Raw genomic sequence first — 21,258 nt, 5'->3', positions numbered from 1 at the left:
ACCTTCTTGGCTTCTCGCCCGACTGTGCAAGATGACGGGAGGACGAGATGACCGATGAGCTGCTGGTGCTGCGTGCTCAGCTGGGAGAGCGCGCGGCGCTGGCCGAGTTGCTGGCTCGGTGGCGGATGCCGGTGTGGATCTATGTGCGCCGCATGCTGGATGCTGACCGGGCCGACGACGTGACGCAGGAGATCTGGCTGGCCGTCGTCCGCGGCTTGCCCCGGCTGAGGGACCCGGGCCGGTTCGCGCCGTGGCTGTTCACGATCGCCCGGAGGTCGGTCACCGACCGGCTGCGCGGCGAGTACGCCCGCGAGCAGGAGACGCTCGCGGCCGACGACGTGGCCACCGAAGACCCGGTTGAGGCCATGGTGGATCGCGCCGCGCTCGTGAGCGTGCTGTCGGCTCTACCGGTGCTGGAACGGGAGATCCTTGTCCTGTTCTACCTGGAGGACCTGCCGGTGGAGGAGTGCGCGTACATCTGCCAGATCCCGGCCGGAACGGTCAAGTCCCGGCTCAGCCGCGCCCGTCGTCTGCTGCGTGAACACCTGGAGGAGAAGGGATACCGGCCATGACAGACGAACCGCGCCTGTCGGCGCAGGACATCATTGAGCACCTGACGCCGGTGCTGTCGCTGAGAGTCCGGATCCGGGCGGTGACGACACTGCTGGCCGGTGTGGCCGGCGCGGTGTTCGTGGGAACGTTGTGGTGGTCCGAGCCCGGGCCGCTGCCCGGCCGCACGCATCTGGCGTTCGCGTTGTTCGCCGTGTTCTGCCTGGCCTGGGCAGCCTACGGCGGGTGGCTGCTGACGCGCCGGGTTCCGCTGTTCGCCACCGATCGGGTGATCGCCGCCTGGATTGGCCTGGCCGCCTCGCTGGCCACCATGGCGGTCGTGACCGTTGTGGTCGTGCAGCGCGGCACGGGGGTGGGGCTTGCCCTGGTGGTCGGGGGCCTGTTCGTCGCGATGACTCTGGCGTTGGTGGTGCGCGCCCATGCCCGGCGCGCAGCGCTGCTGCGCCGCATGCACGAGCTGACTGGCAGGGAGGAGCGGTGAACGCGCTGGAGACCAGTGGGCTGGGCAAGCGGTACCGGCAGCGGTGGGCGCTGCGCGAGGCCACCATCGCGGTGCCCGCCGGGGCCAGGGCCGCGTTGGTCGGGCCGAACGGGGCAGGCAAGTCCACGCTGCTGAACCTGATATCAGGCCTGCTGGCGCCCACCACGGGACATGCGGAGGTCTTCGGCTGTCCGCTGGAGAGGGCCGCGGTCGCGTTCGTCGCCCAGGACAAGCCGCTGTATCGCCGGTGGAGCGTCGCCGACCTGCTGCGCTTCGGCTCCGCGACCAACCCCCGATGGGATCGCGCGGCCGCGCAGTCTCTGCTGTCCGGGCACGACATCGGCCCGCGCGAGCGGGTGGACCGATTGTCCGGCGGCCAGCGCACGCTGGTCGCGCTCGCGCTTGCCGTCGGCAAGCGCGCCGACCTGGTGGTGCTGGACGAGCCGCTGGCCGAGCTCGATCCGCTGGCCCGCCTGCAGGTGATGGACGTGGTACGCGAGTTGGAAGCCACCGTGCTGCTGTCCTCCCACATCCTGGCCGACCTGGCCGAGGTGTGCGATCACCTGATCCTGCTCGGCGCCGGCCGGGTCCGGCTGTGCGGCAGCTTCGCCGACCTGCTGAGCAGCCACCCCGCCACCGATCTGGAGGATCTCGTTCTGCACTACCTGCGCAATCCCGAGGCGGTTCGATGAGCGGCCCGCTGTGGGTGGCCTGGCGCGGACAGCGCGCCCAGGCCGCCGCCATCGCCGCGCTGCTCCTGCTGTACGGTGCCACCGCCGCGGTCGAGCGGCTGGAGCCGGACTTGAGCGGACTCACCTTCCAGCTGGCCGGTTTCCTGGCCGGCGCAATCTGCCTGATCTGGGGCGCTCCCCTCATTGCCCGGGAGTTCGAGGCCGGCACTCACAAACTTGCCTGGGCCCAGAGCCTGTCGCGGGGCCGCTGGCTGGTCGCTGTCCTCGCCGTCGCGGCGGCCGGCGCCCTGACCGCGACCGCCGCCCTCGCCGCGGTGCTGACCTGGTTCCTGCCGGACACTGGGGGTAATCCGATGGCTTGGCCGTACTACGAAAGCCACGGCCCGGTCCCCTATGGCAGGTCGCTATTCGCACTGGCACTCGGCGTCGCGCTCGGCGCGGTCACCCGGCACACCCGCATCGCCATGCCGCTGTCGGTGCTCCTGGTCGGTGCCGGCCAACTCGCCGGCCGGGCCCTGCGCGGGCGATTCGATCTGTCCTTTTGGGCCATGCAGTGGACCGAAACGGCCGCCTACCTGGCACTCACCCTCGCCCTGACCGGTATCGCCTACCTGGCGATCCGACACCGAGCCTAGCCATGAAGGAGATCACGATGGCCCACAACCCGAAATTCGTCCGCCGCCGCCTTGGCACGACGGTCCTGGTCGTGGTGGCCGTGCTCGTCGCCGCGATACTCCTGGCTGGTGTGATTACGCTGCTGGGCTGAAGCGCCTGCGTGGTGAGCTGGCCTCAGTTACGGTCTGAAGAACCCAGAGCCAGACGTTTGGCCACGTCCAGCCGTACCTCGCCGTATGGCTGGACGTGCTGCCAGAACAGCGGGGTCAGTCCGCGCCGGTCGGCGGGGTTGAGCAGCTTGGCCCACTCCGGATCGGCGAGGACGTCCTGCAGCATCAGGGTGTTGATGTACACGAGCGCGGCCTGCAGGATGCGCAGGCACAACACGCTCATCTCCAGCTCCTCGCGCCGGTTGGTGGAGATGTCGCCGCCCTTGCCGTAGAAGATCACCGAGTTTGCTCCGTTGGACGACTCCACCACGTTGAGCCCTTCCTGGATCTCCCGCTGCAGCTCGCGCAGGCGCAGGTAGCGGGCCACAAAGATGGTCTTCTGCGCACGGCCGACCTCCAGCATGGCCTGGTAGGTCGGGTGGGAGGCGGACTCGGTGAAGCGGCGCAGGATCGCCTCGGTGGAGGCGGTGCCCTGCTTGATCGCCGTCGCATATTTGATCATCTGGTCGTAGTTCTGCTCGATCAGATCCCAGCGGATCGGCCGGGTCATCGCCGACGTCAGCTGCGGGTACAGGTCGCTCTCACCGCTCTCGACCCGATACAGCTTGACCTTGTTGATCTGCTTGATGCGCGGCAGCAGGTCAAAGCCCAAGAGCCTGGTCACGCCGAACCCGATTTCCGTCTGGCCATGGGAGTCGACATAGTTCCCTTCGACCTTCATGGTGGTGCCGTGCCGGACCGCGCCCTCGATCATCGCGTGCACCTCCGAGGCCGAGGCGCGCAAGGTCTGGGAGTGCACGACCATGGAGCCGCGCTCGATGTGCCAGTAGATGAGGATGCCGCGACCTCCATACCTGGAGTGCCACTCGGTGAAAATATTCTGATCGTAGGCACGCACGTGCGTGGAGTCGGAGGCGACGGTGGTTGTGCCCTCGCCCCACAACTCCACGTCCCGGGCGGTGAAGGTCGCGTTCGCGATGGCGATCGCGATGTCGGTGGCGACCTGCGGGGTCAGGTAGCGGCGCCGGACGTAGCGGATGTCATCCTCGCTGTGGGCGTGGCCACCGGAGGCGACCGCCCGGATCCCGGTGTTGGTGCCGTACCCGAAGATCGCGAGCATCAGGCGTTCGGCCAGGACCTCGGGCTTGAGGCTGGAGCTGCCCGCCACCGAGGTGACGGCGTTCAGGCAGCCGGTGCGTAGCACCGCCTCCTTGAGCATGTCGATCAAGGGGACCGAGCCCCAGCGTCGGCTCACCTCGTTCTTGATCTTGCGCAAGTTTCGCGGCTCCTCCGCCGGGCCGAGCTTCGTCAGCTTGATCGCGCCGGACTTGCGCTCGGAGATTGCCACCCAGTCCAGCTTGGGCAGCGCGGTGTCGAGCGCCTCCAGTTCCGCGCGCATCTCGGCCTTCAACTGGGCGATGAAGTCCTGGGGGTCCAGCGGTTTGCGCAGCTCGGCGTAGTTCTCCACGCGGCGGGCGGCAAAATCCTTGGGCAGGTCCTCCTCCGGGTCGCGGAAGGAGTGGGCGCCGGCCACCCAGATCTCCTTGCATCGCAGGGCGTCGCGCAGCGCCTGGAAGGTGACGATCTCGTACACCATCCGTACCACCCGCCGACGGCCGCGCTTGTCGTTCCTGAACACCAGGTTCTCCCAGTCGCCGGCGGTGCCGCGGTGCTCGGGTACCACCTCGCCGCGCGGGTAGTAGGTGGTGTTGCCCGCCTTGGCGCAGCGGCGGATCAGCTTCAGCGCCTCGATCACCGGCTGGTAGGCAGTGTTGTTGCTCTTGAACTCCAGGGTGTCCAGCAGCGCGATCAGGCCGCGCCGGTAGTGATTGGTGTAGGAGGCACGCAGCGTGGTCTGCACCGTGGTGCGGTAGGCCGGGCCCTTGGTCTTGAACTCGTGCACCAGATCGCGCAGCGTCTGCTTGTGACGTGCCACGGTTAGCGTCGCTATTCCTGCCACGCTTTCGTCGTGTTGGGTGCCCGTGCTTTGGCGGGCGTTGCCGGGCTGGTTACGGCGCGACGCGGTGTTCTACAGCGCGGCATGCGGCACTGGCGGTGGGTGCGGCGCAGCAGGATCCGGGCGGCTTCGATCCTGGCTGGCTGGCGGCCCGGTCGCGGTGCGCCGAGTGCGGGACGGCGGGGAGGTGGGCGTTGAGTTATCCGGCCGGGGCGATCTACTCCCCCGCCGGTGCGGCCCGGGTCACGGCCGGAGGACTCGGCCGTCCACACCTGAACCCGCGCTGCGGCCGGGTTGAGGGTTCGCCCGACCCGACGACGATCAGACGCTGCGGGTGTGGCTGGATGTTCCTCGGGGTTGAAGAACCCAGGAACAGCCGTTGGCGATGAGAATGATCTTGCACGAAGAGTGACGCCCAACGCCGGTGTTTGATCGCTTGGAGCGGGGCGAAGATCCTGCGTTCTACGTGGAGGTTTCTGGCCCGTGGATGATGCGGTGGATGGTGGAGCGTCCGACGCTGTACTCGGTGGCCAGGTCGGCCAGGGACACCTCGCCCTCGGCGTATCGCCGGCGGATGGAGCGCCGGGCGGGTTCGGGCAGTTTGGGCTGCTTGCCCTTGAGCTTGCCGTTCTTCTTGGCCAGGGCCATGCCTTCGCGGGTGCGCATGTGTCCGAGGTTGGCTTCGAATTCGGCGACCATGGCGAGGGTCTGGAGGAACAGGCGGCCGAAGGGGTCGTTCCAGTCGTAGACGGATGCGCCCAGGCCGAACAGGACGCCGCGTTCGGACAGGTCGGTGAGGATCTGGTTGGCCTCGGCCATGTTGCGGGCGAACCGGTCGAACTTGGTCACGGTGAAGACGCTGCCGTCCCAGACTGCGGCGAGGGCCTGGTCGAGGCCGGCGCGGTTGCGGCGGGTGGTGCCGGAGAAGCCGCGGTCGACGTAGATCCGGTCTTCGGGGACGCCGAGGGTCAGGAGTCGCTCGGTCTGGATGGTCACGTCTTGCTCATCGGTCGAGCAGCGGGCGTAGCCGACGCGGGTTCCGTTCACGCGCTCAAGTGTTCCGGATAGGGGGCCTTCACCGGAACAGTTCGCGGAACACCTATACGGAACGCCTTGACCTGGGGGGCTGTCTCGGCTGGTGGGTGTTCCGGTTGAGGATCCCCTTACGGAACAGCCGAGGGTGACCATCACAACACGCGCCAGAGGAAGGCACTGCAGGCAAAGTCCCGCCACCTGCATCTGGCCAGGCCTCGGACGCTACGTCCGCCTTGGCCAGGAGACCTCCGCGCGCCTGACCGCCGATCGCAGGAATATCGGCGAGTCCCCCTGTAGCTGGGAGTTCGGCCCTGGCTGAGCGAAGCAGGCGGCGAAGGTCGCCGTCAGAGTGTCCAAGGCCGAGATGTAGGCGTGGTCGGGGGGACGGCCGTAGCCGATGATGACGCCCTGGCGGGTGGAGGGCAGTTCGCTGCGCTCCGACAGGTATCCGAGGGCGAGTCCGTGGGCCTGCGCGGCGGTTCGGATGTCGGTCTCGGTGGGGCCGTCCGGGGGGAGGAGGGCCAGGGCGTGCAGGCCGGCGGCGATGCCGGTCAGCGCAATCGGAAGGCCTGCGAGGTGGTGGCGGAGTTGGTCGCGGCGGCGGAGGTATCGCTGGCGGGACGTGCGGATGTGGCGGTCGTAGCCGTGGCGGGTGATCAGGTCGGTCAGGGTCAGTTGACCGAGGTGCTCGGTGTGGTGGTCGGTGTGCAGTCTGGCGTCGGCGACTGGGGCGATCAGGCGGGGCGGCAGGACCATCCAGCCGATCCGCAGCGCCGGGCCGAGTGTCTTGGACGTTGTGCCCAGATAGGCCACGTGGTCGGGGGCGGCGCCCTGCAGCGCGCCGACAGGCTTGCGGTCGTAGCGGAATTCGGCGTCGTAGTCGTTCTCGACGATCAGGCCACCGGACGAGCGCGCCCAGTCCAGCAAGGCACGCCGCCGGTCGGGGTGGAGGGTCCGCCCGGTCGGGTACTGGTGAGCCGGGGTGACCTCCACCGCGTCCGCGCCGAGGCCGCCGAGGAGATCGGTACGGGCGCCGAGATCGTCGACCGGTAGCGGGATCACCCGTGCGCCGGTGCGGCGAACCGCCTCGCGGTGCATCGGGACACCTGGGTCCTCCATCGCGAACGTCCCGCCGATGACCGCGGCGAGCAGCGTCAGTCCCTGCAGGTACCCGTTGGTGATCAAGATCGAGTCTGGGTGGGCCGACACGCCGCGGACCCGTCCCAGGTATCCGGCGAGCGCGGCCCGCAGCTCCGGGCGGCCCCGCGGATCGCCGTAGCCGAAGGCGTCAGCCGGAGCCGATCCCAGGGCGCGCCGCGATGACTCGAGCCACGTCGCCACCGGGAACGCCGATGCGTCCGCGCTCCCTGGACGCAGATCGTGCCGCGGCTGCTCTGCCGCCGGCGTGGCGGAGGGCACCGGCGCGATCTGCGGTTGCAGCGCCACCACGGTGCCCGAACCCTGCCGCGCGGCCAGGTACCCCTCGGCGATCAGCTGGTCGTAGGCCGCTCGCACCGTGCCTCGCGCCAGCCCCAGATCCTCCGCGAGCCGGCGGGTCGCCGGCAGCCGTGTTCCGGTCGCCAGGCGCCCCGACCGCACCGCCTCCCGCAGCGCCCGCTCCAGCCCTGTCCGCCGCCCCTCGGCGACGTCCAATTCCAGATGCAGATCCATCCCCGGATTGGGCCACTCATCCGCCATAAAATTGGATCTTACCAGCGGCCCAATCGTGTCCTTAGGGTCGTCCGAGTGACCACGGTTCGACCTCCGCGGGCCGTCTCCCGCAAGACCGTCCGGCTACTCGCGACGGCCTATGGGCTGACGATCGCGAACCTCTACTACTGCCAGCCCTTACTGCCGGAGATAACCCGATCCCTCGGCCCGCACGCCGCGGACCACTTGGTCGCCGTCGGCCAGCTCGGCTACGCCCTCGCCCTGATCCTCATCGTCCCACTCGGTGACATCGTCCCCCGCCGTCCCTTCTTGGCGGTCCTGCTCTGCTGCGACGCCGCGGCCCTGGCCCTGACCGCCACCGCCCCCACCGCCGGCCTCCTCCTGGCAGCCGGGGCACTCATCGGGCTCACCGCTGCCGCCGTCGTCAACACCCTCATCCCCTACGCCGCCGCCCTGGCCGCACCCGACGAACGCGGACGCGCCATAGGGACGATGCTCACCGGCGGCCTCACCGGCATTCTGCTGTCCCGTACGGTCGCGGGTCTGGTCTCGCAGGTCGCCGGCTGGAGGGCCCTGTTCGCGGGGGCGGCGGTCGTCACCCTGCTCCTGGCCGTCGTCCTCACCCGCGTCATGCCGCTCGCCCCGCCCGACCTGGCTCTCCCTTACCGGGCCCAGCTACGCGCCACCGTCCGGCTGGCGGCCACCCACCGTCTGCTGCGACGGCGCTCCTTCATCGGGGCCTGTTCCTTCGCCGCCTTCGGCGTGTTCTGGTCGACGGCCGCCTTCCGCCTCACCGAGCCTCCCTACGAGTACGGCCCTGCCCAGATCGGATTGCTGGCCCTGGCCGGCGCCGCCGGAGCAGTCGTAGCCCGCCCGCTCGGCCGCATCGCCGACCGAGCGGACCGCGTTCGGCTCACTAGGGCGACGCTGGCCCTCGGCGCCGTGTCCTTCGCCGCCCTGTGGGCTGGCGGACACCACGTCGCCTGGCTCCTTGTCGGGCTCGTGGCCATGGACACCGCCGTCAACGCCGTCCACCTGCTGAACATGAGCGTCGTCTACAGCATCGACGACGCCCGCGCCCGCCTCGCCTCGGTCTACATGACCGTCTACACCCTCGGCGGCGTCGCCGGCGCGGCCATCGGCCCCTCCGCCTACGCGGTCGGCGGCTGGAGCGCGACCTGCCTCCTCGGCGCCGCATTCCTCGCGATCGCCCTCGTCCTGACGTTCACCCGAACGGAGAACCCATGAAACCCAAGCTGGTCATCTTCGACAACGACGGCGTCCTCGTCGACAGCGAACCCACCGCACACCGCGTACTGTCCGAATACCTAACGGAACTGGGCTTCCCCTTCACCCTGGAAGAGTCCTACCGGTACTTCCTCGGCAACGCCGCCCGCAACATCGACACGGTCGTCGCCGACCGATACGGCGGCACGCTCCCCGCCGACTTCACCGCACGCTGCCACGAGCGGGTCTTCACCGCCTTCAAGCAAGGACTGGACGCCGTCCAGGGCGCTTCCACCGTCCTGACCGACCTGCGGCGCCGTGGCATCCCCTACTGCCTGGCATCCTCCTCCGATCACGCCTGGATCGACCTCACCCTTGACCGGACGGGCCTGCGCCCCCTGCTGCCGCCCGGCGTGGTCTTTAGCGCCCAGGACGTCGGCGGCGTCGGCAAACCCGCCCCCGACCTTTTCCTCCATGCCGCCGCCGCGTTCGGTACCGACCCGCGCGACTGCCTGGTCGTCGAGGACAGCCCCAGCGGCGTCCGCGCCGCGAAGGCCGCCGGCATGCCCGTCGTCGGCTACACCGCCCTGACCCCTGCGAGCAGGCTCACCGGAGCCACATCCCTTATCACGCACCTGACTGAAATCCTCGACCGCCTCGACCACGACCGTTGAACTGGGGCCACAGACATCCGCACCAGTCAGCAACTGAACACCCCCGCTGAGCCTCGAGGGAGCTATCTGGCGGCTTTCCACGTCTACCGCGGCGATCCCGAGATCGAGACGCGACTCCATATCGAGCATGACCCCGACGCGATCCGAAAGGAAGATCGTGATACCTGCCTTCTGACGTCAGGGACAGGCACCACGAGATAATCACCCCTATGGCGGATGTGGTTTTCTTCGATCTGGACGGCACCCTGGTCGATCATCGAAGCGCGGTCTGGGAAGCGATCGGCCAGATCGTCCAGGCCGCGCCGAACGCGACGGCTGCGCCGGAGGAACTGGTGACGTTGTGGTGGACGCTGGAGGGGCGCCACATGCGGGAATACCTGGCCGGTCAGTGCTCCTTCGCTGAGCACCACCGACGCAGGCTCCGTTCCTTCCTGCCGATGCTCGGCGAGCCGGTTCCGGAAAGTCCCGGCCTTCTGGATGCCTGGATCGCCGAGCGCTACCTCACCGTGTTCGAGGAGTGTTGGCGGTGCTATCCCGATGTCCAGCCCTGCCTGGAGAACCTGAAACGGCTTCCCCGAGGACCGCGTCTGGCCGTTCTCACCAACGGGGACCCCGAGCAGCAGCGCGCCAAGCTCGCCCGCTTCGGCCTCCTGGAATACTTCGAAGCCGTCCTGACCCCGACCGAGCTCGGTGTGGCCAAGCCCGTCGCCTACGCCACCGCCTGCCGGTGGATGCGGACGGACCCCGCGCAGGCGGTCAACGTGGGCGACATGCTGGAAAGCGACGTGAACGCGGCCGCCCTCGCCGGGCTCACCGGCATCTGGCTGGACCGCGGCGTCGACTTCATCACCGGTGGACCATCGCCGACGGCAGACGAGACGGTGTTCCGCATCGAACGGCTCACCGACCTCCCCGACCACCTATCACGCACGAACGCCTGACCGGCTCTCCCGGCCGTCGTAAGTGAGCGACCCGGGTACCGCTGCCCGCAACGGCGACCTCATCTAGTACGTCCCGTGGGGCAACCTCGGTTTCTTCTACAACGCCGACCCCAACGGCGGCACCAGTGACGACGTCTGAGCGCGGCGGCTGGCATCTTCTGGGCCAGACGACGGGTCTACGGGTGATCGAAGACTGGCCGATTGCCGGCTGCGGTCCTCTTTTTCCGTGCCGCCTGCTGGTGACGTGCCGTTCCTGACATGGCTCTGGCTCGGCTCGGGCCCTTGCCGGTTAGACGCCACCACCTACCACGCGGAGGTTGGCGTGAGCGTGGCCTTCACCGGTGTGGTGGGCGCCCATTGTGGGGACGGACGATAACAGGGTGAGTACTGCCAGCGAACAACACGCACAGGCCCGGCTGGGCAGCGGGCGCTCCGGCGGCGCGCCCGGCCACGCTGCCGGGCGTGCCTTGGCCATGAGCCGGTACGAGATGCTCGCGCCGCACCTGCACGAGGGAGTACCGCTGGCGCAGCTGGCCGCTGCTCAGGACGAGGGTGGCGTCTGCTATCGGACGCTGCAGCGGTGGCTGGCCGACTACCGGCGAGGCGGTCTTGACGCATTGACCCGGCCGGGCCGCCGCGACAAGGGGCTGCGTCGGTTCCCCGACGAGCTCGTGGTGTTCATCGAGGGGCTCGCGTTGCGCAGGCCTCGCCCCAGCGCGGCCGCCATCCACCGGCAGGCCGTAAGCATCGCCAAGGCGCGCGGCTGGCCGTCGCCCGCCTACCGGACCGTGGCCCGCATCGTCGCGGACCTGGACCCCGCGCTGGTCACTCTCGGCCTTGAGGGCACCAAGAAGTACCGGGAGACCTACGATCTGGTCTACCGGCGCGAAGCCAAGGCTCCGAACGAGATCTGGCAGGCCGACCACACCGAGCTCGACATCTGGGTGCTCGACGACAAAGGGAAACCGGCCCGGCCGTGGCTGACCGCCATCGAGGACGACCACTCCCGCGCCATCGCCGGATACGCCGTCAACCTGGAAGCGCCCTCGGCGTTGACCACCGCGCTGGCCTTCCGGCACGCGATCTGGCGCAAGGTCGAACCGGACTGGCACGTGTGCGGCATCCCGTCGGTCTTCCACCTCGACCACGGATCCGACTTCACCTCGGCGCATCTGGAACAGGTCATGGCAGATCTGAGGGTCCAGCCCGTCTTCTCGCTCAAGGGCCAGCCGCACGGCCACGGGAAAATCGAGCGACTGATCGAGACGATCAACCAGATGTGTCTGGCCCACCTGCCCGGCTACGCGCCCCGCGGCACCCCTGAGCGCGCCGGCCAGGCCAAACTGACCCTGGCCGAACTCGATGCCGCGGTCGGCCGGTTCATCCGCGAGGTCTACAACCTGCGCACCCACAGCGAGACCAAGACGCCCCCGCAGGCCCGCTGGGAGGCCGGCGGGTTCATCCCGCGCATGCCCGACTCCCTCGAACAACTCGACCTGCTGCTGCTCACCGTCGCCAAACCCCGCGTCATCCACACCGACGGGATCCACTTCCTGAACCTGCGCTATCTCGACCCCGTCCTGGCCTTCTACACCCGTGAACAGGCCACCATCCGCTACGACCCCCGAGACATCACCGAGATCCGCGTCTACCTCCGATTGTCCGACGGCGTCGAGGAATTCCTGTGCCGGGCGATCTGCCCCGAACTCTCGGGCACCACCATCAGCCTCAAAGAGATCACCGCCGCCCGCAATGCCCGCCGCAAACAGCTACGCGGACACCTGACCAGCCGCGACTCCGTGGTCGACCGGCTGCTGGCCGCCCACAGCGAACCCCTGCCCGCCTCTCTGGCCGGCACCGATCTGGCCAACTGGGCAACCCTCACCCGACCCAACGGTGACGGCGATGGTGACGGCGTCATCACCCAGGACAACTCCGGCCCCAGCACCGGACCGCTGACCGGCACGGACAGCTCCACTACCCACAGTGACAGTCCGCCACTCAAACGCTACTGGAATGAGTGAGCCGTCCGAGCCCCGGATAGACACCCGGCGTGGCGAAAGCAGACGACACCCCCGAGCCAGCCCCCGAGCCAGCAACGCCCTCCGACGCCCCGAGCGACGACACCCCCGATCCCGAGGGTGGCCCGATCGCCGAGGCCCGCCCTGACGATCCCGACGGCCAAGGCCGCCTCCACGGTCGTCCCGACGTTAACGACCGGCCTGCACCCCCCGGCCATGGCTCTTTGCCCGGCCAGCTGGCGGGCGGCAACGGGCACAGGCCCGTCGCCACCCCCATCGTGATCACCAAAGAGCACCGGCTCTTCATCGAATTCGCCGACGCCGTACGGCGCGAACGCTACGTCGGCCTCTGCTTCGGCGCCCCGGGTGTGGGCAAGACCCAGTCAGCCCGCTACTACTCCCAATGGGACCAGCTCGCCGGCCACCTCGACGGCACCCGCCCCGTCGGCTCCGACGGTGAGGCCTCGGCCGGGCAGATCCTGGCCGCCCGCGCCGTCATGTACACCCCCAAGGTCCACAACACCCCGCACAATCTAGACAAAGAGATCTCGTTCCTGTGCGATCGGCTCGGCTGGAACGTCGAACTCATGCTCAACCCCGGCCGCGGCGTCGACGAACACGGCAGGCTCAACACCAGCACCCACGCCGAACTTCTCATCGTGGACGAAGCCGACAGACCGAAAGTCGGGGCACTGGAACAGCTGCGCGACCACCACGACCGCACCGGCATCGGCCTCATCCTGATCGGCATGCCCGGCATCGAAAAGCGCCTCGCCCGCTACCCCCAGCTCTACTCCCGCGTCGGGTTCGTCCACCACTACAAACCGATGTCCGCCGACGAACAAGCCTTCGTCCTGGCCAGATCCTGGCCCCCATCTCAGCCTCGGCGACGCCGACGACTACGCCAACCCGCGCCTCCCGACTTCACCAGCGCCGCCATCTCATCACTTCTGTGACAGAAGCTTCACGGAGAGTGAAGCTACTTCAGGGCGTGCTGATCGATCTGGCAAACGGGAGAAGACGCAGTTCGCACGCAGTGAGCGTGCAGGGTGAGGAGGATTCGGCGCCCTCAACTCAAGAACTGTTGCTTACCCTAATCGACTCGCCAGGCCAGACGCCCGCAGCAGCCTCTGCGGGCGTCCACATCGAGCATTTACAGGTTGAATGAGCCGCTCTCGACCACGACCCGCCCCTTCGATACCTCCAGCTTGCAATTGATCTTGTAACGGTCGCCGTTCGTGCCGCTCTTCGTGGCCGGCCCCACCGACAAGCCCCTCGTGGTCCGCGGGCCGTTTTGGATGATGTCGCCGGTGTGAGAGTGCCAGCTGAAACTGTGACGATGCACCGGGAAGCACCACAGCTTCATGCTGCGCCGGGCACCGCATGAGGCCCTGCCGGTATAGGTGTAGGTGTTGGCGCTGCTGTTCCAGCTCACCTTGGCGGTGACGGTACAGCCGTAGCCGCTCTTGCTTTCCGTGCTGGTGCCCGCCCAGGCAGGCGAAGCGAGCAGGGCCAGCGTTGCTACTGCACCGCCTGCGAGGGCGAGGGTTGCGCGTAAGGGCTTCACGGAAGGACCCCCCATTGGTTGTCGGCGTACAGAGGTAGAACTGCTACACCTCTATGACGAAACAGCCCGGCAAGATGTGACAGCGCCTCATGACGAAGCGTCAGAAGCCGCGGGAAGTCCACCCGGTCGCACCAGGGGTCCCCCCTTTCAGGGTCCGATATGGGCGAGCAGCTGGAGCAGGCCGTAGGCGGCCGTCATGTCCTCAGCAGCGAACGTCACGGTGCGTCCGGTCCTGGCGATGCCGGGAATGAGGGCGGCCAGATCGGCCGTGCGCGGCTGATGCAGGTCGACCTCGATGTCGAGCGGGCGCGAGGCGGCAACAGGCCGATGCTCGTCACGCCTACTGACTGCCTGGCTGGCGCCCTGCCGCAGGCGATCGCAGGCCTCCTGCGGGTGCAGGGTGTCGGCCGCGTATTGGCCGAGCCCTCGTTTGACCGGCACGGTGAGGCCGTCGGGCACCAGGGCGGTGAACTCTTCGCACGCGGCATCGTCGCCGCTGGCCAGCACGACGGGCACGCCGTAGGAGCCCGCCAACAGGGTGTTGATCCCGATCTCACCGTGGGAACGGCCGGCGATGCGCACGTCGAGGATGGCGTCGGCGATGGTGTGGGCGAGCACGGCGCCGCTCGCGCCGGCGCGGGCGTGGTACCCCACGAACATCGCCGCCTGGGCGCCAGCCTGCAGGCCGGCGAGCATGCCGAGCTCGCGGGGTTTGCCGCGGATCAGCCGGGCTCGCCGGTCGAGGTCCTCGGGCAGGATGTTGCGGTAGGGGCCGTGGGAGTCGGCCACCAGCACCTCGGCCGCCGGCGCGGCATCGAGCACGCCCGCCACCACGGCGTTGGCCGCCGCGGTCATCAGGGCTCGGCCGCGTTCGTAGTCGCCGCCCGTGGGGGTGGTCTCGGCGGGATGCACGATGCCGGCGATGCCCTCCATGTCCACCGAGATCAGGACCTTGATGGCAGCCATGGGCGTCACCGGGCCTGGCGCATGCGCACGGCGATGCCGCGGCCGCCGAAGAAGGCCTCGAAGGTGTCGATGGGCAGGCTGGCCCGGCGTGTGTCGGGGGTGTGGCCGGAGGGGTTGTGGAAGTGGATCAGGCCGTGGTCGTGGCCGGTGAGCAGGACCAGGTGTCCGCCGCGGCCGGGGGCGGGCAGGTCCGGGCGGCGGATTTCCCGATGGACCGAGGCCATGACTAGGTTCCCGTCGGCGAGCAGGCCGGGGAGCTCAGCGGCGGCCAGGTGCGGGTGCACGTCGGCGTGCAGGCCGTGCTCGGCGCGTACGTAGTCGGCGAACGGGGCGTAGTACAGGCCCTTGATCTGGCCGTCGTCGGTTTCGACGTAGCCGCCGTGGGCGCGGCAGCCGCGCAGGAGCTCCAGGAGTGGTGGGGCGTGTCCGTCGCGGTGATCGAGCACCATCTGCAGGCACGCCATGCCGCAGCAGTGCCGGCACCAGCGGCCGTACTCGGCCCGCGTGCGCGCCCCCGAGACGTGCCATCGTGGATCGTCGGCGGGATCGGCGCCGTCGTAGACGATGGCGCCGATCCGCTCTGTGCTCATGTACTGGGTGAACAAGGCGACACTGTCATGCAGTGCCTGCTGGCTGCTGCCCGCCCCGGGCGTGCAGGCCAGGCACCCCACCATCTCCCCCAGCAGCGGCTGTGCGGTCGATCAGCGACCGGAACGTGGTCCAGGAGATGTTGCCCCCGGAAAGGATCACGCCCATTGTGCCGGATGTGATCTCGATTCGCCCGCATATCGCCGCGGCGAGGGCGCACGCGCCGCTGGGTTCGATGACGGCTTTCAGGTCGGTGAAGCCGATCGCCATGGCTTCGGTGATCTCGGTGTCGCTGACGGTGACCACCTGGTCGAGCAGGGCCCGGTTGATGGCGAACGGTAGCGGCGCCGGCGTGCGGTGGGTGAGCCCGTCGGCGATCGTGGCCGGCGTCGGGATGCTCACACGGCGGCCCTCGCGCAGCGACAGCGCGGTGTCTGCGCCGTACTCCGGCTCCACGCCGATCACCCGCACGGCGGGGTTGAGGGCCTTGGCCGCCACGGCGCAGCCGGCCGCCAGCCCGCCCCCGCCGACCGGTACCACGAGCGTGCTCACCTGATTGGCCTGGGCGAGGATCTCGGCGGCGACGGTGCCGCCGCCCGCGATCACCTGTTCGGAGTTCGCCGATGGCACGATCGCCAGCCCGCGCTCGCGTGCGATCTCGGTCACGATGGCGTCGCGGTCATCGCCGCCTCGGGCGTAGTGGTACACCTCGGCCCCCAGCGCCCGGGCGGCCTGCACCTTGGCCTGCGGGGCGTCGGCGGGAACCACCACGACCGCGTACGTGCCGACCAGACGGGCGGCCCAGGCGATCGCCTGGGCGTGGTTGCCGGAGGAGGCGGCGATGATTCCTGCGGCGCGTTCGTCCCTGGTGAGGCTGAGCACGTGGTTGAGTGCGCCGCGCACTTTGAACGAGCCGGTCCGCTGGAGGTTTTCGGCCTTGCACAGCACCGGGGCGCCGCACAGGTCGTCCAGCGCGGGCGAGGCCAGCAGCGGCGTGGCGGTGATGTACCCGTACAGGCGGGTGGCGGCGGCGCGCACGTCGTCGATGCCGATCATGACGTTCTCCTGTTGCGGGCTCATGGCCGGTAGCCGTGCGGCGTGAGCGCGGTGGACAGGATGAAGGCGATCAGCGCGTCGTAGCCGATGCCGCCGGCTGCCGCCATGGTGGCCATGTTCCCAGTGGCTGACAGGCCCGGCAGGGTGTTGGTCTCCAGCCACCACACCTGGGGGCCATCACCGGCCAGGTCGGCGCCGACGACGAAGTCGCTGCGCGAGTAGCCCGAGCAGCCCAGCGCGCGGTGCGCGGCCTGGGCGTGCTCGCGCACCAGCGCCTCGGTGGCCGGGGGCAGGATGGTGGGGCAGTGGTTGGTGAAGGCGGCCGGGTCGTTCTTGGTGGCGTAGTCGTAGAAGTCGCCGCCCTTCGGCCGGGTCTCCAGCAGCGGCAGCACCCGCAGCTGCTCGCCGTCGTCGAGCACGGCGGCGGTGATGGAGTGGCCGGGCCAGAACCGTTCGGCGAACAGCGCCTGCCCGCCCTGGCGCAGCTCTTCCACCGCGGCGGCCAGGTCGTGCTCGCCGCGGGCCAGGCGCATGTCGATGGAGCCGCCTTCGGAGACCGGCTTGATGATGACCGGCAGCGGGAGGGCCTTGGCCAGGTCCTTGGCGACCACCTCGGCGGGGGTCTCGCCGTCGATGACGCGGCCGGGCAGGACGTTGACGCCGTGCGCGGCGACCATGGTCTTGGCGGCCGTCTTGTGCATCGCCACGGCGCTGGCCAGCACGCCGGATCCGGTGTAGGGGATGCCGAGATGCTCCAACAGGCCCTGCAGCTTGCCGTCCTCGGCGTACTGCCCGGCAATGGCCAGGAAGGCGACGTCGACCTCGGCCAGCGCCTGCAGCAGGCCGGGCTCGGCGGTGTCGATGAGCACCGCAGACAGGCCTTGGCGCAGCAGCCTGTCGCAGGCGGTGTTGCCGGACAGCAGGGAGCGGGCGCGTTCGCGGGACCGGCCGCCGGTCAGCACGCCGATGCGGCCCTGGCCGGGCAGGGCGAGCTGACGGGCATCGGTGGACAGGGCGTCGATGAGCGGGGTCACGAGGACCTCCACAGAGGTTGGGGAACGACGGTCGCCTGCAGCACACCCCGGCCCCTGCCGATGAGGTCACCGTGAAGGCGGCTCATTCACCTTTCACGCACGTGTTCACGCCCGGCTCAGGAGAAGATAGAGGGCGTGGCGGACACCCCCGAGCGCACCCAGCCCGAGCACAGCCCGCAGCCCTTCGGCGAGGTCTTGACGTTGTGGCGCAAGCGCCGCGGCATGTCGAAGAGAGCGTTGGCCGAAGCGATGCGCTTCGACCCGTCCTACATCAGCCACATCGAATCCGGGCGGCACCAGGCCAGCGAGGACTTCGCCCGCCGCGCCGATGCCGTGCTGTCGGCGGGCGGCGAAATCTGGCGGGCCTGGCAGACCGGCCAGGCGAACAAGGCCGCGCCCGCCGCGTCGGCCCTGGCCACGGTGGATGGCCTGCTGGTCGAAGACGACCACGCCGAACTGAGCTACGTCGATGGCCTCTACACGGCGACCATGCGCCGCCGGCTGCGCAACCTCGGTGCCGACCCGGTTACCCGCTATCTGGTCCGCATCAGCGTGGACCGCTACCCCGGCGAGCCCGCGCGATCCAACGCCCACTACCGGCGCGATCCGCTCACCTGGGCCGAGCTTGGCCTGACGGCCGACTGCGACGGCGAGCCGATGGACGTCGAGCCCAAGCACGATCGGGACTCCTTCAAAGAGGTCTGGTTGTGCTTCGCCAACGACCGCGGCAAATTCCCGCTGTATCCGGGCGAGCGAGCCACGATCACCTACGCCTACACCGTCCCCGACACCAAATGGGGGCCATGGTTCCAGCGCGCGGTCCGGCTGCCCACCCGCCACCTCGGCGTGACGCTGACCTTCCCGGCCGACCTGCAGCCGAAGGTATGGGGTACCGAGACCTCCACCACCGCCGAAGCCGTTCCTCTCCACAACCCCATCACCCGCACTCAGCGCGACGAAGAGACGGTGTTCGCCTGGGGTACCGCCGACCCGCCGATGGGCGCCCGCTACCGGCTGGAATGGCGCTTCCGCGCCCGGCCCGACGCCGCCGACGCGCAGCCGAGCCTGCGCACCAGCAGCGACCGGATGAAGGCCGCCGGGATCGTCCAGGTCGGGGATCCCATCCTGGCCGCCACAGCGGAGCCCTTCGACCTGCCCGACGACGCCGCCCAGGCCGGCGAGGTGATCGACGCGCTGTTCGCCGCGCTGCAGCGGGTCCGCGAACAGCACGTGTTCGGCAAGGGCATGGGCCTGGCCGCGCCGCAGATCGGCATCGGCCGGGCCGCCGCCATCGTCATCCCGCCCGACCCCGACGCCGAGGCGATCGTGCTGCTCAACCCCCGCATCACCGAGGCCTCCACCGAGACCGACGAGCAGTACGAGGGCTGCCTGTCCTTCTTCGATGTGCGCGGCATGGTGCCCCGGCCGCTCACCCTGGAAGTCGAGCACACCACCCTGGGCGGACACACCAAGATCACCGCATTCCCGTACGGGCTGGCCCGCCTGGTCGCCCACGAGATCGACCACCTCGCGGGCCGCCTGTACACCAGCCGCATGAGCGAGGGCGTCACACCCATCCCCGTCGAGGAGTACCGCGGCATCGGCCAGCCCTGGAAGCGTTCCTGACGACGAAAGGCCCCCAGCCCCCGCAGGACTACAGACGATTGATCAGATGGATGGGGCTGACCATCTTCCTTGCGCGTGATGACGATGGCGAGTGTTTGCCCAGGGGAGTGCACCGCGCAGCAGGAGCAGGCGGTCGACGGCAGGCCCTGGCCACGTCCTGGACGGCGGCGTACCGTGACGGGCGTGACCGTCGACAGCGATGCGTGGGATGCCCAGCACCAGCAGAATCTGATCGACCTGGCCGACGACCTGGCCGAGTTGGACGCGGCGCTGCTGGCGCAGCTGGACCCGGTCGACCGGGCCCGCCAGGTGCGCGCCCGGGAGGCGCTGTGGGTCTACGCCGACGCGATGTGGGATGCGGTCAAGGCCACCAAGCCCGGTGAGGGCAGCCCCGCGACGCGTAACCCCTACAACTGCGTGGCCGCGCTGCGCGACTTCGCCGGTGAGCTCCACGCCGCCGCGGTGCAGGCGCAGCAGGCGGCCGGCGATCCGGAGCCCGACGACGATGACCCGGGCGATGTGGACATGTGGGCGGAGTACCAGACTGGCACCGGCTTTGGCCGCCCCCGCTACACCCTGCCGGACCGCGCACCCGACGCCTGAGCTTGCTACTGGCCGGTAACGCTACAGTGCATGCATTCTGCCTGATTACCGATCGGTAACTTATGGCGCGGACAACGCGCTGACCAGCGCAAACGCGAACGCCCGTCGGCGGCGCTCCATGCACCCCCCAAGATGTGCCCGTTTTGTGGCGATTTGTCGCCCGGTTATGCGGCCTGCCTGCATGATCATGCAGGCAGGCCCGGGCGTTTTAGGCATGGATCGAGACGCTGTCCGAAGCATCCTCCGCGCGGACCCTCAGCCGACCATCCGGCAGTTGCTCGGAGGCCGCTCGCAGGCGCGCCTCCCACTCACCTGTGGGCCACAGGGTCCCCTCACTCCAGACCACACCGACGAAATTGGTGCGATAAAGATCCGCGCGGGTGAGGTCCGCTTCGGTCAGGTTCGCGCGGGTCAGGTTCGCGTCGGTCAGGTTCGCTCGGGTCAGGTCCGCGCGGGTGAGGTCCGCTTCGGTCAGGTCCGCTCGGGTCAGGTTCGCGCCGGCCGAGTCCGCGCCGGTCAGGTTCGCGCCGATCAGGCCCGCGTTGATTAGGGTCGCGCCCATCAGGGTCGCGTCGGTCAGGTCCGCACCGAACAGGGTCGCGCTGGTCAGGACCGCGTCGTCCAGGTTCGCGCAGAACAGGGTTGCGCGGGTCAGGTCCGCGCCGGTTAGATTGGCGCCGGTCGCGTACGCTTCGTCCAGGTTCGCGCTGGGCAACTGCGCTTCGGTCAGGTTCGCGCGGGTGAGCTCCGCGCCGGTCAGGTTCGCGCGGGTGAGGTTCGCGCGGGTGAGGTTCGCTTCGGTCAGGTCCGCTCGAGTCAGGTTCGCGCTGGCCAAGTCCGCGTCGACCAGGTTCGCGTCGGTCAGGTTCACGTGGGTCAAGCCCGCGTTGATCAGGTCCGCGCCGCCCAGGTTCGCACGGGTCAGGTTCGCGCGGGTGAGGTTCACGTAGGCCAGGCTCGCTTCGCTCAGGTCCGCGCGGGTCAGGTCCACGCCGAACATGAGCGCGCCGGGCCACATCGGGGGCCACGAGGGTGCGAATGCCGGGGTGGTGCGGGTCCAGGCTCGCCACCACGACCGTCCGGGCTTTCGGTCGCCGGTCGGGCGGAAAACGGGCGAGGTGCGGGCGAAGGCCGTGATGATCCGGCCCGCGAGCGAGTCAGCGCGCAGCATCGCTTTCTCCTACCTGCCTGGTGACCGGATCGGCCGATGACTCAGGCCCAGACTCGGCAATGATGCCCGGCCTAGACTGATCGGGCTGACCGGGAGCCGCAGCGGCCGGATCTTGAACCTCTGCCGGCCTCGTCACACCGCCGACGGTGGGGAGGTCGGCCTGCACAGGGATCTGCTGGCTGAGCTTTTCCAGGATGAGCGGTGCGGCCGCCCCCAGCGCCAGGGCGATGAGGGGCGTCATGCCGTTGACCGACGCGCCGGCGGCGCCGGCCACCACCGCGCTGGCGGCCGCGCGGCCCAGCACCGAGACCAGATAGGGGCCGCCGCCCGGTCCGTACGGATAGCGCCAGGGCCAGCCGTGGCCCACCCGCCGCACCGCCTTGATGAAGTCGAGCGCCTCGATGGCCAGCCCACCGCCCAGCCCCCACAGCGCGAACATCCAGCCCATGCTCTCGACCGTAGACGTGTCGTTCGGGAACGCCCACCTTCTCGGGCATCTCCATCGTTTCTATCCGCATACCCGCTGAGTGGGGACGCGTTGTCGTCGTCATCGTGATCGTCGTGGCGATCGCGCTGGGTGCGGACGTGGCTGG

The 21,258-nt window shown here is 69.3% G+C and carries 21 protein-coding genes and 1 pseudogene; 12 read left to right on the top strand and 10 right to left on the bottom strand.

Annotated features, from left to right (window positions below):
- Positions 1 to 47: 47 nt before the first annotated feature.
- The 5 genes from ABN273_RS52645 to ABN273_RS52625 are packed head-to-tail and all read left to right on the top strand — an operon-like array spanning position 48 to position 2,509.
- A complete protein-coding gene (locus ABN273_RS52645; RefSeq protein ID WP_349457280.1) occupies positions 48 to 572 on the top strand; it encodes an RNA polymerase sigma factor in 525 nt (174 codons plus the stop codon).
- Positions 569 to 1,051 (top strand): hypothetical protein, encoded by a 483-nt coding sequence (locus ABN273_RS52640; protein WP_349457279.1) that lies wholly within the window; start codon positions 569 to 571, stop codon positions 1,049 to 1,051. The genes ABN273_RS52645 and ABN273_RS52640 overlap by 4 nt, the downstream gene beginning before the upstream one ends.
- Positions 1,048 to 1,743, top strand: a complete 696-nt coding sequence (locus tag ABN273_RS52635) for an ABC transporter ATP-binding protein (RefSeq protein WP_349457278.1) — start codon at positions 1,048 to 1,050, stop codon at positions 1,741 to 1,743. The genes ABN273_RS52640 and ABN273_RS52635 overlap by 4 nt, the downstream gene beginning before the upstream one ends.
- Positions 1,740 to 2,378, top strand: coding sequence for an ABC-2 membrane transporter-related protein (locus tag ABN273_RS52630; protein WP_349457277.1), 639 nt, complete (start codon positions 1,740 to 1,742; stop codon positions 2,376 to 2,378). Before ABN273_RS52635 ends, ABN273_RS52630 begins: the two co-directional genes overlap by 4 nt.
- A gap of 2 nt (positions 2,379 to 2,380) precedes the next feature.
- A complete protein-coding gene (locus ABN273_RS52625) occupies positions 2,381 to 2,509 on the top strand; it encodes a hypothetical protein (protein WP_349457276.1) in 129 nt (42 codons plus the stop codon).
- Positions 2,510 to 2,532: 23 nt separating this feature from the next.
- Here ABN273_RS52625 and ABN273_RS52620 read toward each other — a convergent pair.
- The 3 genes and pseudogenes from ABN273_RS52620 to pdxR all read right to left on the bottom strand — a co-directional run.
- Positions 2,533 to 4,494, bottom strand: a pseudogene (locus ABN273_RS52620) (Tn3 family transposase); the annotation flags it as partial.
- Positions 4,495 to 4,947: 453 nt separating this feature from the next.
- The gene (locus ABN273_RS52615; RefSeq protein ID WP_349457274.1) at positions 4,948 to 5,532 is read right to left on the bottom strand and encodes a recombinase family protein; all 585 of its coding nucleotides are present in this window, start codon (positions 5,530 to 5,532) and stop codon (positions 4,948 to 4,950) included.
- A gap of 210 nt (positions 5,533 to 5,742) precedes the next feature.
- Positions 5,743 to 7,191, bottom strand: a complete 1,449-nt coding sequence (gene pdxR, locus ABN273_RS52610) for a MocR-like pyridoxine biosynthesis transcription factor PdxR (protein WP_349457273.1) — start codon at positions 7,189 to 7,191, stop codon at positions 5,743 to 5,745.
- Between the two features lie 75 nt (positions 7,192 to 7,266).
- On the opposite strand from pdxR, the gene ABN273_RS52605 reads away from it, so the two are divergent.
- The 5 genes from ABN273_RS52605 (at position 7,267) to ABN273_RS52585 (ending at position 13,010) form a co-directional block, all read left to right on the top strand.
- Entirely contained in the window at positions 7,267 to 8,439 is a 1,173-nt protein-coding gene (locus ABN273_RS52605; RefSeq protein ID WP_349457272.1) for an MFS transporter, read from the top strand.
- Positions 8,436 to 9,092, top strand: coding sequence for an HAD family hydrolase (locus ABN273_RS52600; RefSeq protein ID WP_349457270.1), 657 nt, complete (start codon positions 8,436 to 8,438; stop codon positions 9,090 to 9,092). Before ABN273_RS52605 ends, ABN273_RS52600 begins: the two co-directional genes overlap by 4 nt.
- A 209-nt stretch (positions 9,093 to 9,301) precedes the next feature.
- A complete protein-coding gene (locus tag ABN273_RS52595; RefSeq protein WP_349457269.1) occupies positions 9,302 to 10,033 on the top strand; it encodes an HAD family hydrolase in 732 nt (243 codons plus the stop codon).
- 380 nt (positions 10,034 to 10,413) lie between these two features.
- A complete protein-coding gene (locus ABN273_RS52590; RefSeq protein ID WP_349457268.1) occupies positions 10,414 to 12,057 on the top strand; it encodes a TnsB C-terminal domain-containing protein in 1,644 nt (547 codons plus the stop codon).
- 29 nt (positions 12,058 to 12,086) lie between these two features.
- Positions 12,087 to 13,010 (top strand): AAA family ATPase, encoded by a 924-nt coding sequence (locus ABN273_RS52585; protein WP_349457267.1) that lies wholly within the window; start codon positions 12,087 to 12,089, stop codon positions 13,008 to 13,010.
- 197 nt (positions 13,011 to 13,207) lie between these two features.
- Here ABN273_RS52585 and ABN273_RS52580 read toward each other — a convergent pair whose 3' ends face one another.
- The 5 genes from ABN273_RS52580 to ABN273_RS52560 form a co-directional block, all read right to left on the bottom strand.
- The gene (locus ABN273_RS52580) at positions 13,208 to 13,621 is read right to left on the bottom strand and encodes a hypothetical protein (protein ID WP_349457266.1); all 414 of its coding nucleotides are present in this window, start codon (positions 13,619 to 13,621) and stop codon (positions 13,208 to 13,210) included.
- Between the two features lie 147 nt (positions 13,622 to 13,768).
- Positions 13,769 to 14,587, bottom strand: a complete 819-nt coding sequence (locus ABN273_RS52575) for a M55 family metallopeptidase (RefSeq protein ID WP_349457264.1) — start codon at positions 14,585 to 14,587, stop codon at positions 13,769 to 13,771.
- A 5-nt stretch (positions 14,588 to 14,592) separates the two neighbouring features.
- Positions 14,593 to 15,177, bottom strand: coding sequence for a cysteine peptidase family C39 domain-containing protein (locus ABN273_RS52570; RefSeq protein WP_349457263.1), 585 nt, complete (start codon positions 15,175 to 15,177; stop codon positions 14,593 to 14,595).
- A 25-nt stretch (positions 15,178 to 15,202) separates the two neighbouring features.
- Positions 15,203 to 16,231, bottom strand: coding sequence for a threonine ammonia-lyase (locus tag ABN273_RS52565; RefSeq protein WP_349457262.1), 1,029 nt, complete (start codon positions 16,229 to 16,231; stop codon positions 15,203 to 15,205).
- A 20-nt stretch (positions 16,232 to 16,251) separates the two neighbouring features.
- Positions 16,252 to 17,265, bottom strand: a complete 1,014-nt coding sequence (locus ABN273_RS52560; RefSeq protein ID WP_349457261.1) for a D-alanine--D-alanine ligase family protein — start codon at positions 17,263 to 17,265, stop codon at positions 16,252 to 16,254.
- Positions 17,266 to 17,400: 135 nt separating this feature from the next.
- Between ABN273_RS52560 and ABN273_RS52555 the strand changes: the two genes are divergently transcribed.
- Together ABN273_RS52555 and ABN273_RS52550 are read left to right on the top strand one after the other, a co-directional pair.
- Complete coding sequence (locus ABN273_RS52555) at positions 17,401 to 18,891, top strand: peptide deformylase (protein WP_349457259.1); 1,491 nt, start codon at positions 17,401 to 17,403, stop codon at positions 18,889 to 18,891.
- Positions 18,892 to 19,074: 183 nt separating this feature from the next.
- A complete protein-coding gene (locus ABN273_RS52550) occupies positions 19,075 to 19,494 on the top strand; it encodes a hypothetical protein (protein ID WP_349457258.1) in 420 nt (139 codons plus the stop codon).
- Positions 19,495 to 19,702: 208 nt separating this feature from the next.
- On the opposite strand, the gene ABN273_RS52545 is transcribed toward ABN273_RS52550, so the two are convergent.
- Together ABN273_RS52545 and ABN273_RS52540 are read right to left on the bottom strand one after the other, a co-directional pair.
- Positions 19,703 to 20,665 (bottom strand): pentapeptide repeat-containing protein, encoded by a 963-nt coding sequence (locus ABN273_RS52545; RefSeq protein WP_349457257.1) that lies wholly within the window; start codon positions 20,663 to 20,665, stop codon positions 19,703 to 19,705.
- On the bottom strand, positions 20,652 to 21,113 hold the full coding sequence (locus ABN273_RS52540) for a hypothetical protein (RefSeq protein ID WP_349457256.1): 462 nt from the start codon (positions 21,111 to 21,113) through the stop codon (positions 20,652 to 20,654). Before ABN273_RS52540 ends, ABN273_RS52545 begins: the two co-directional genes overlap by 14 nt.
- Positions 21,114 to 21,258: the final 145 nt, after the last annotated feature.

Source organism: Nonomuraea sp. B19D2, assembly GCF_040137845.1.
Lineage (GTDB): Bacteria > Actinomycetota > Actinomycetes > Streptosporangiales > Streptosporangiaceae > Nonomuraea.
Note: the sequence above shows the minus strand (reverse complement) of the source record. Positions and strands in the feature narration are given on the sequence as shown.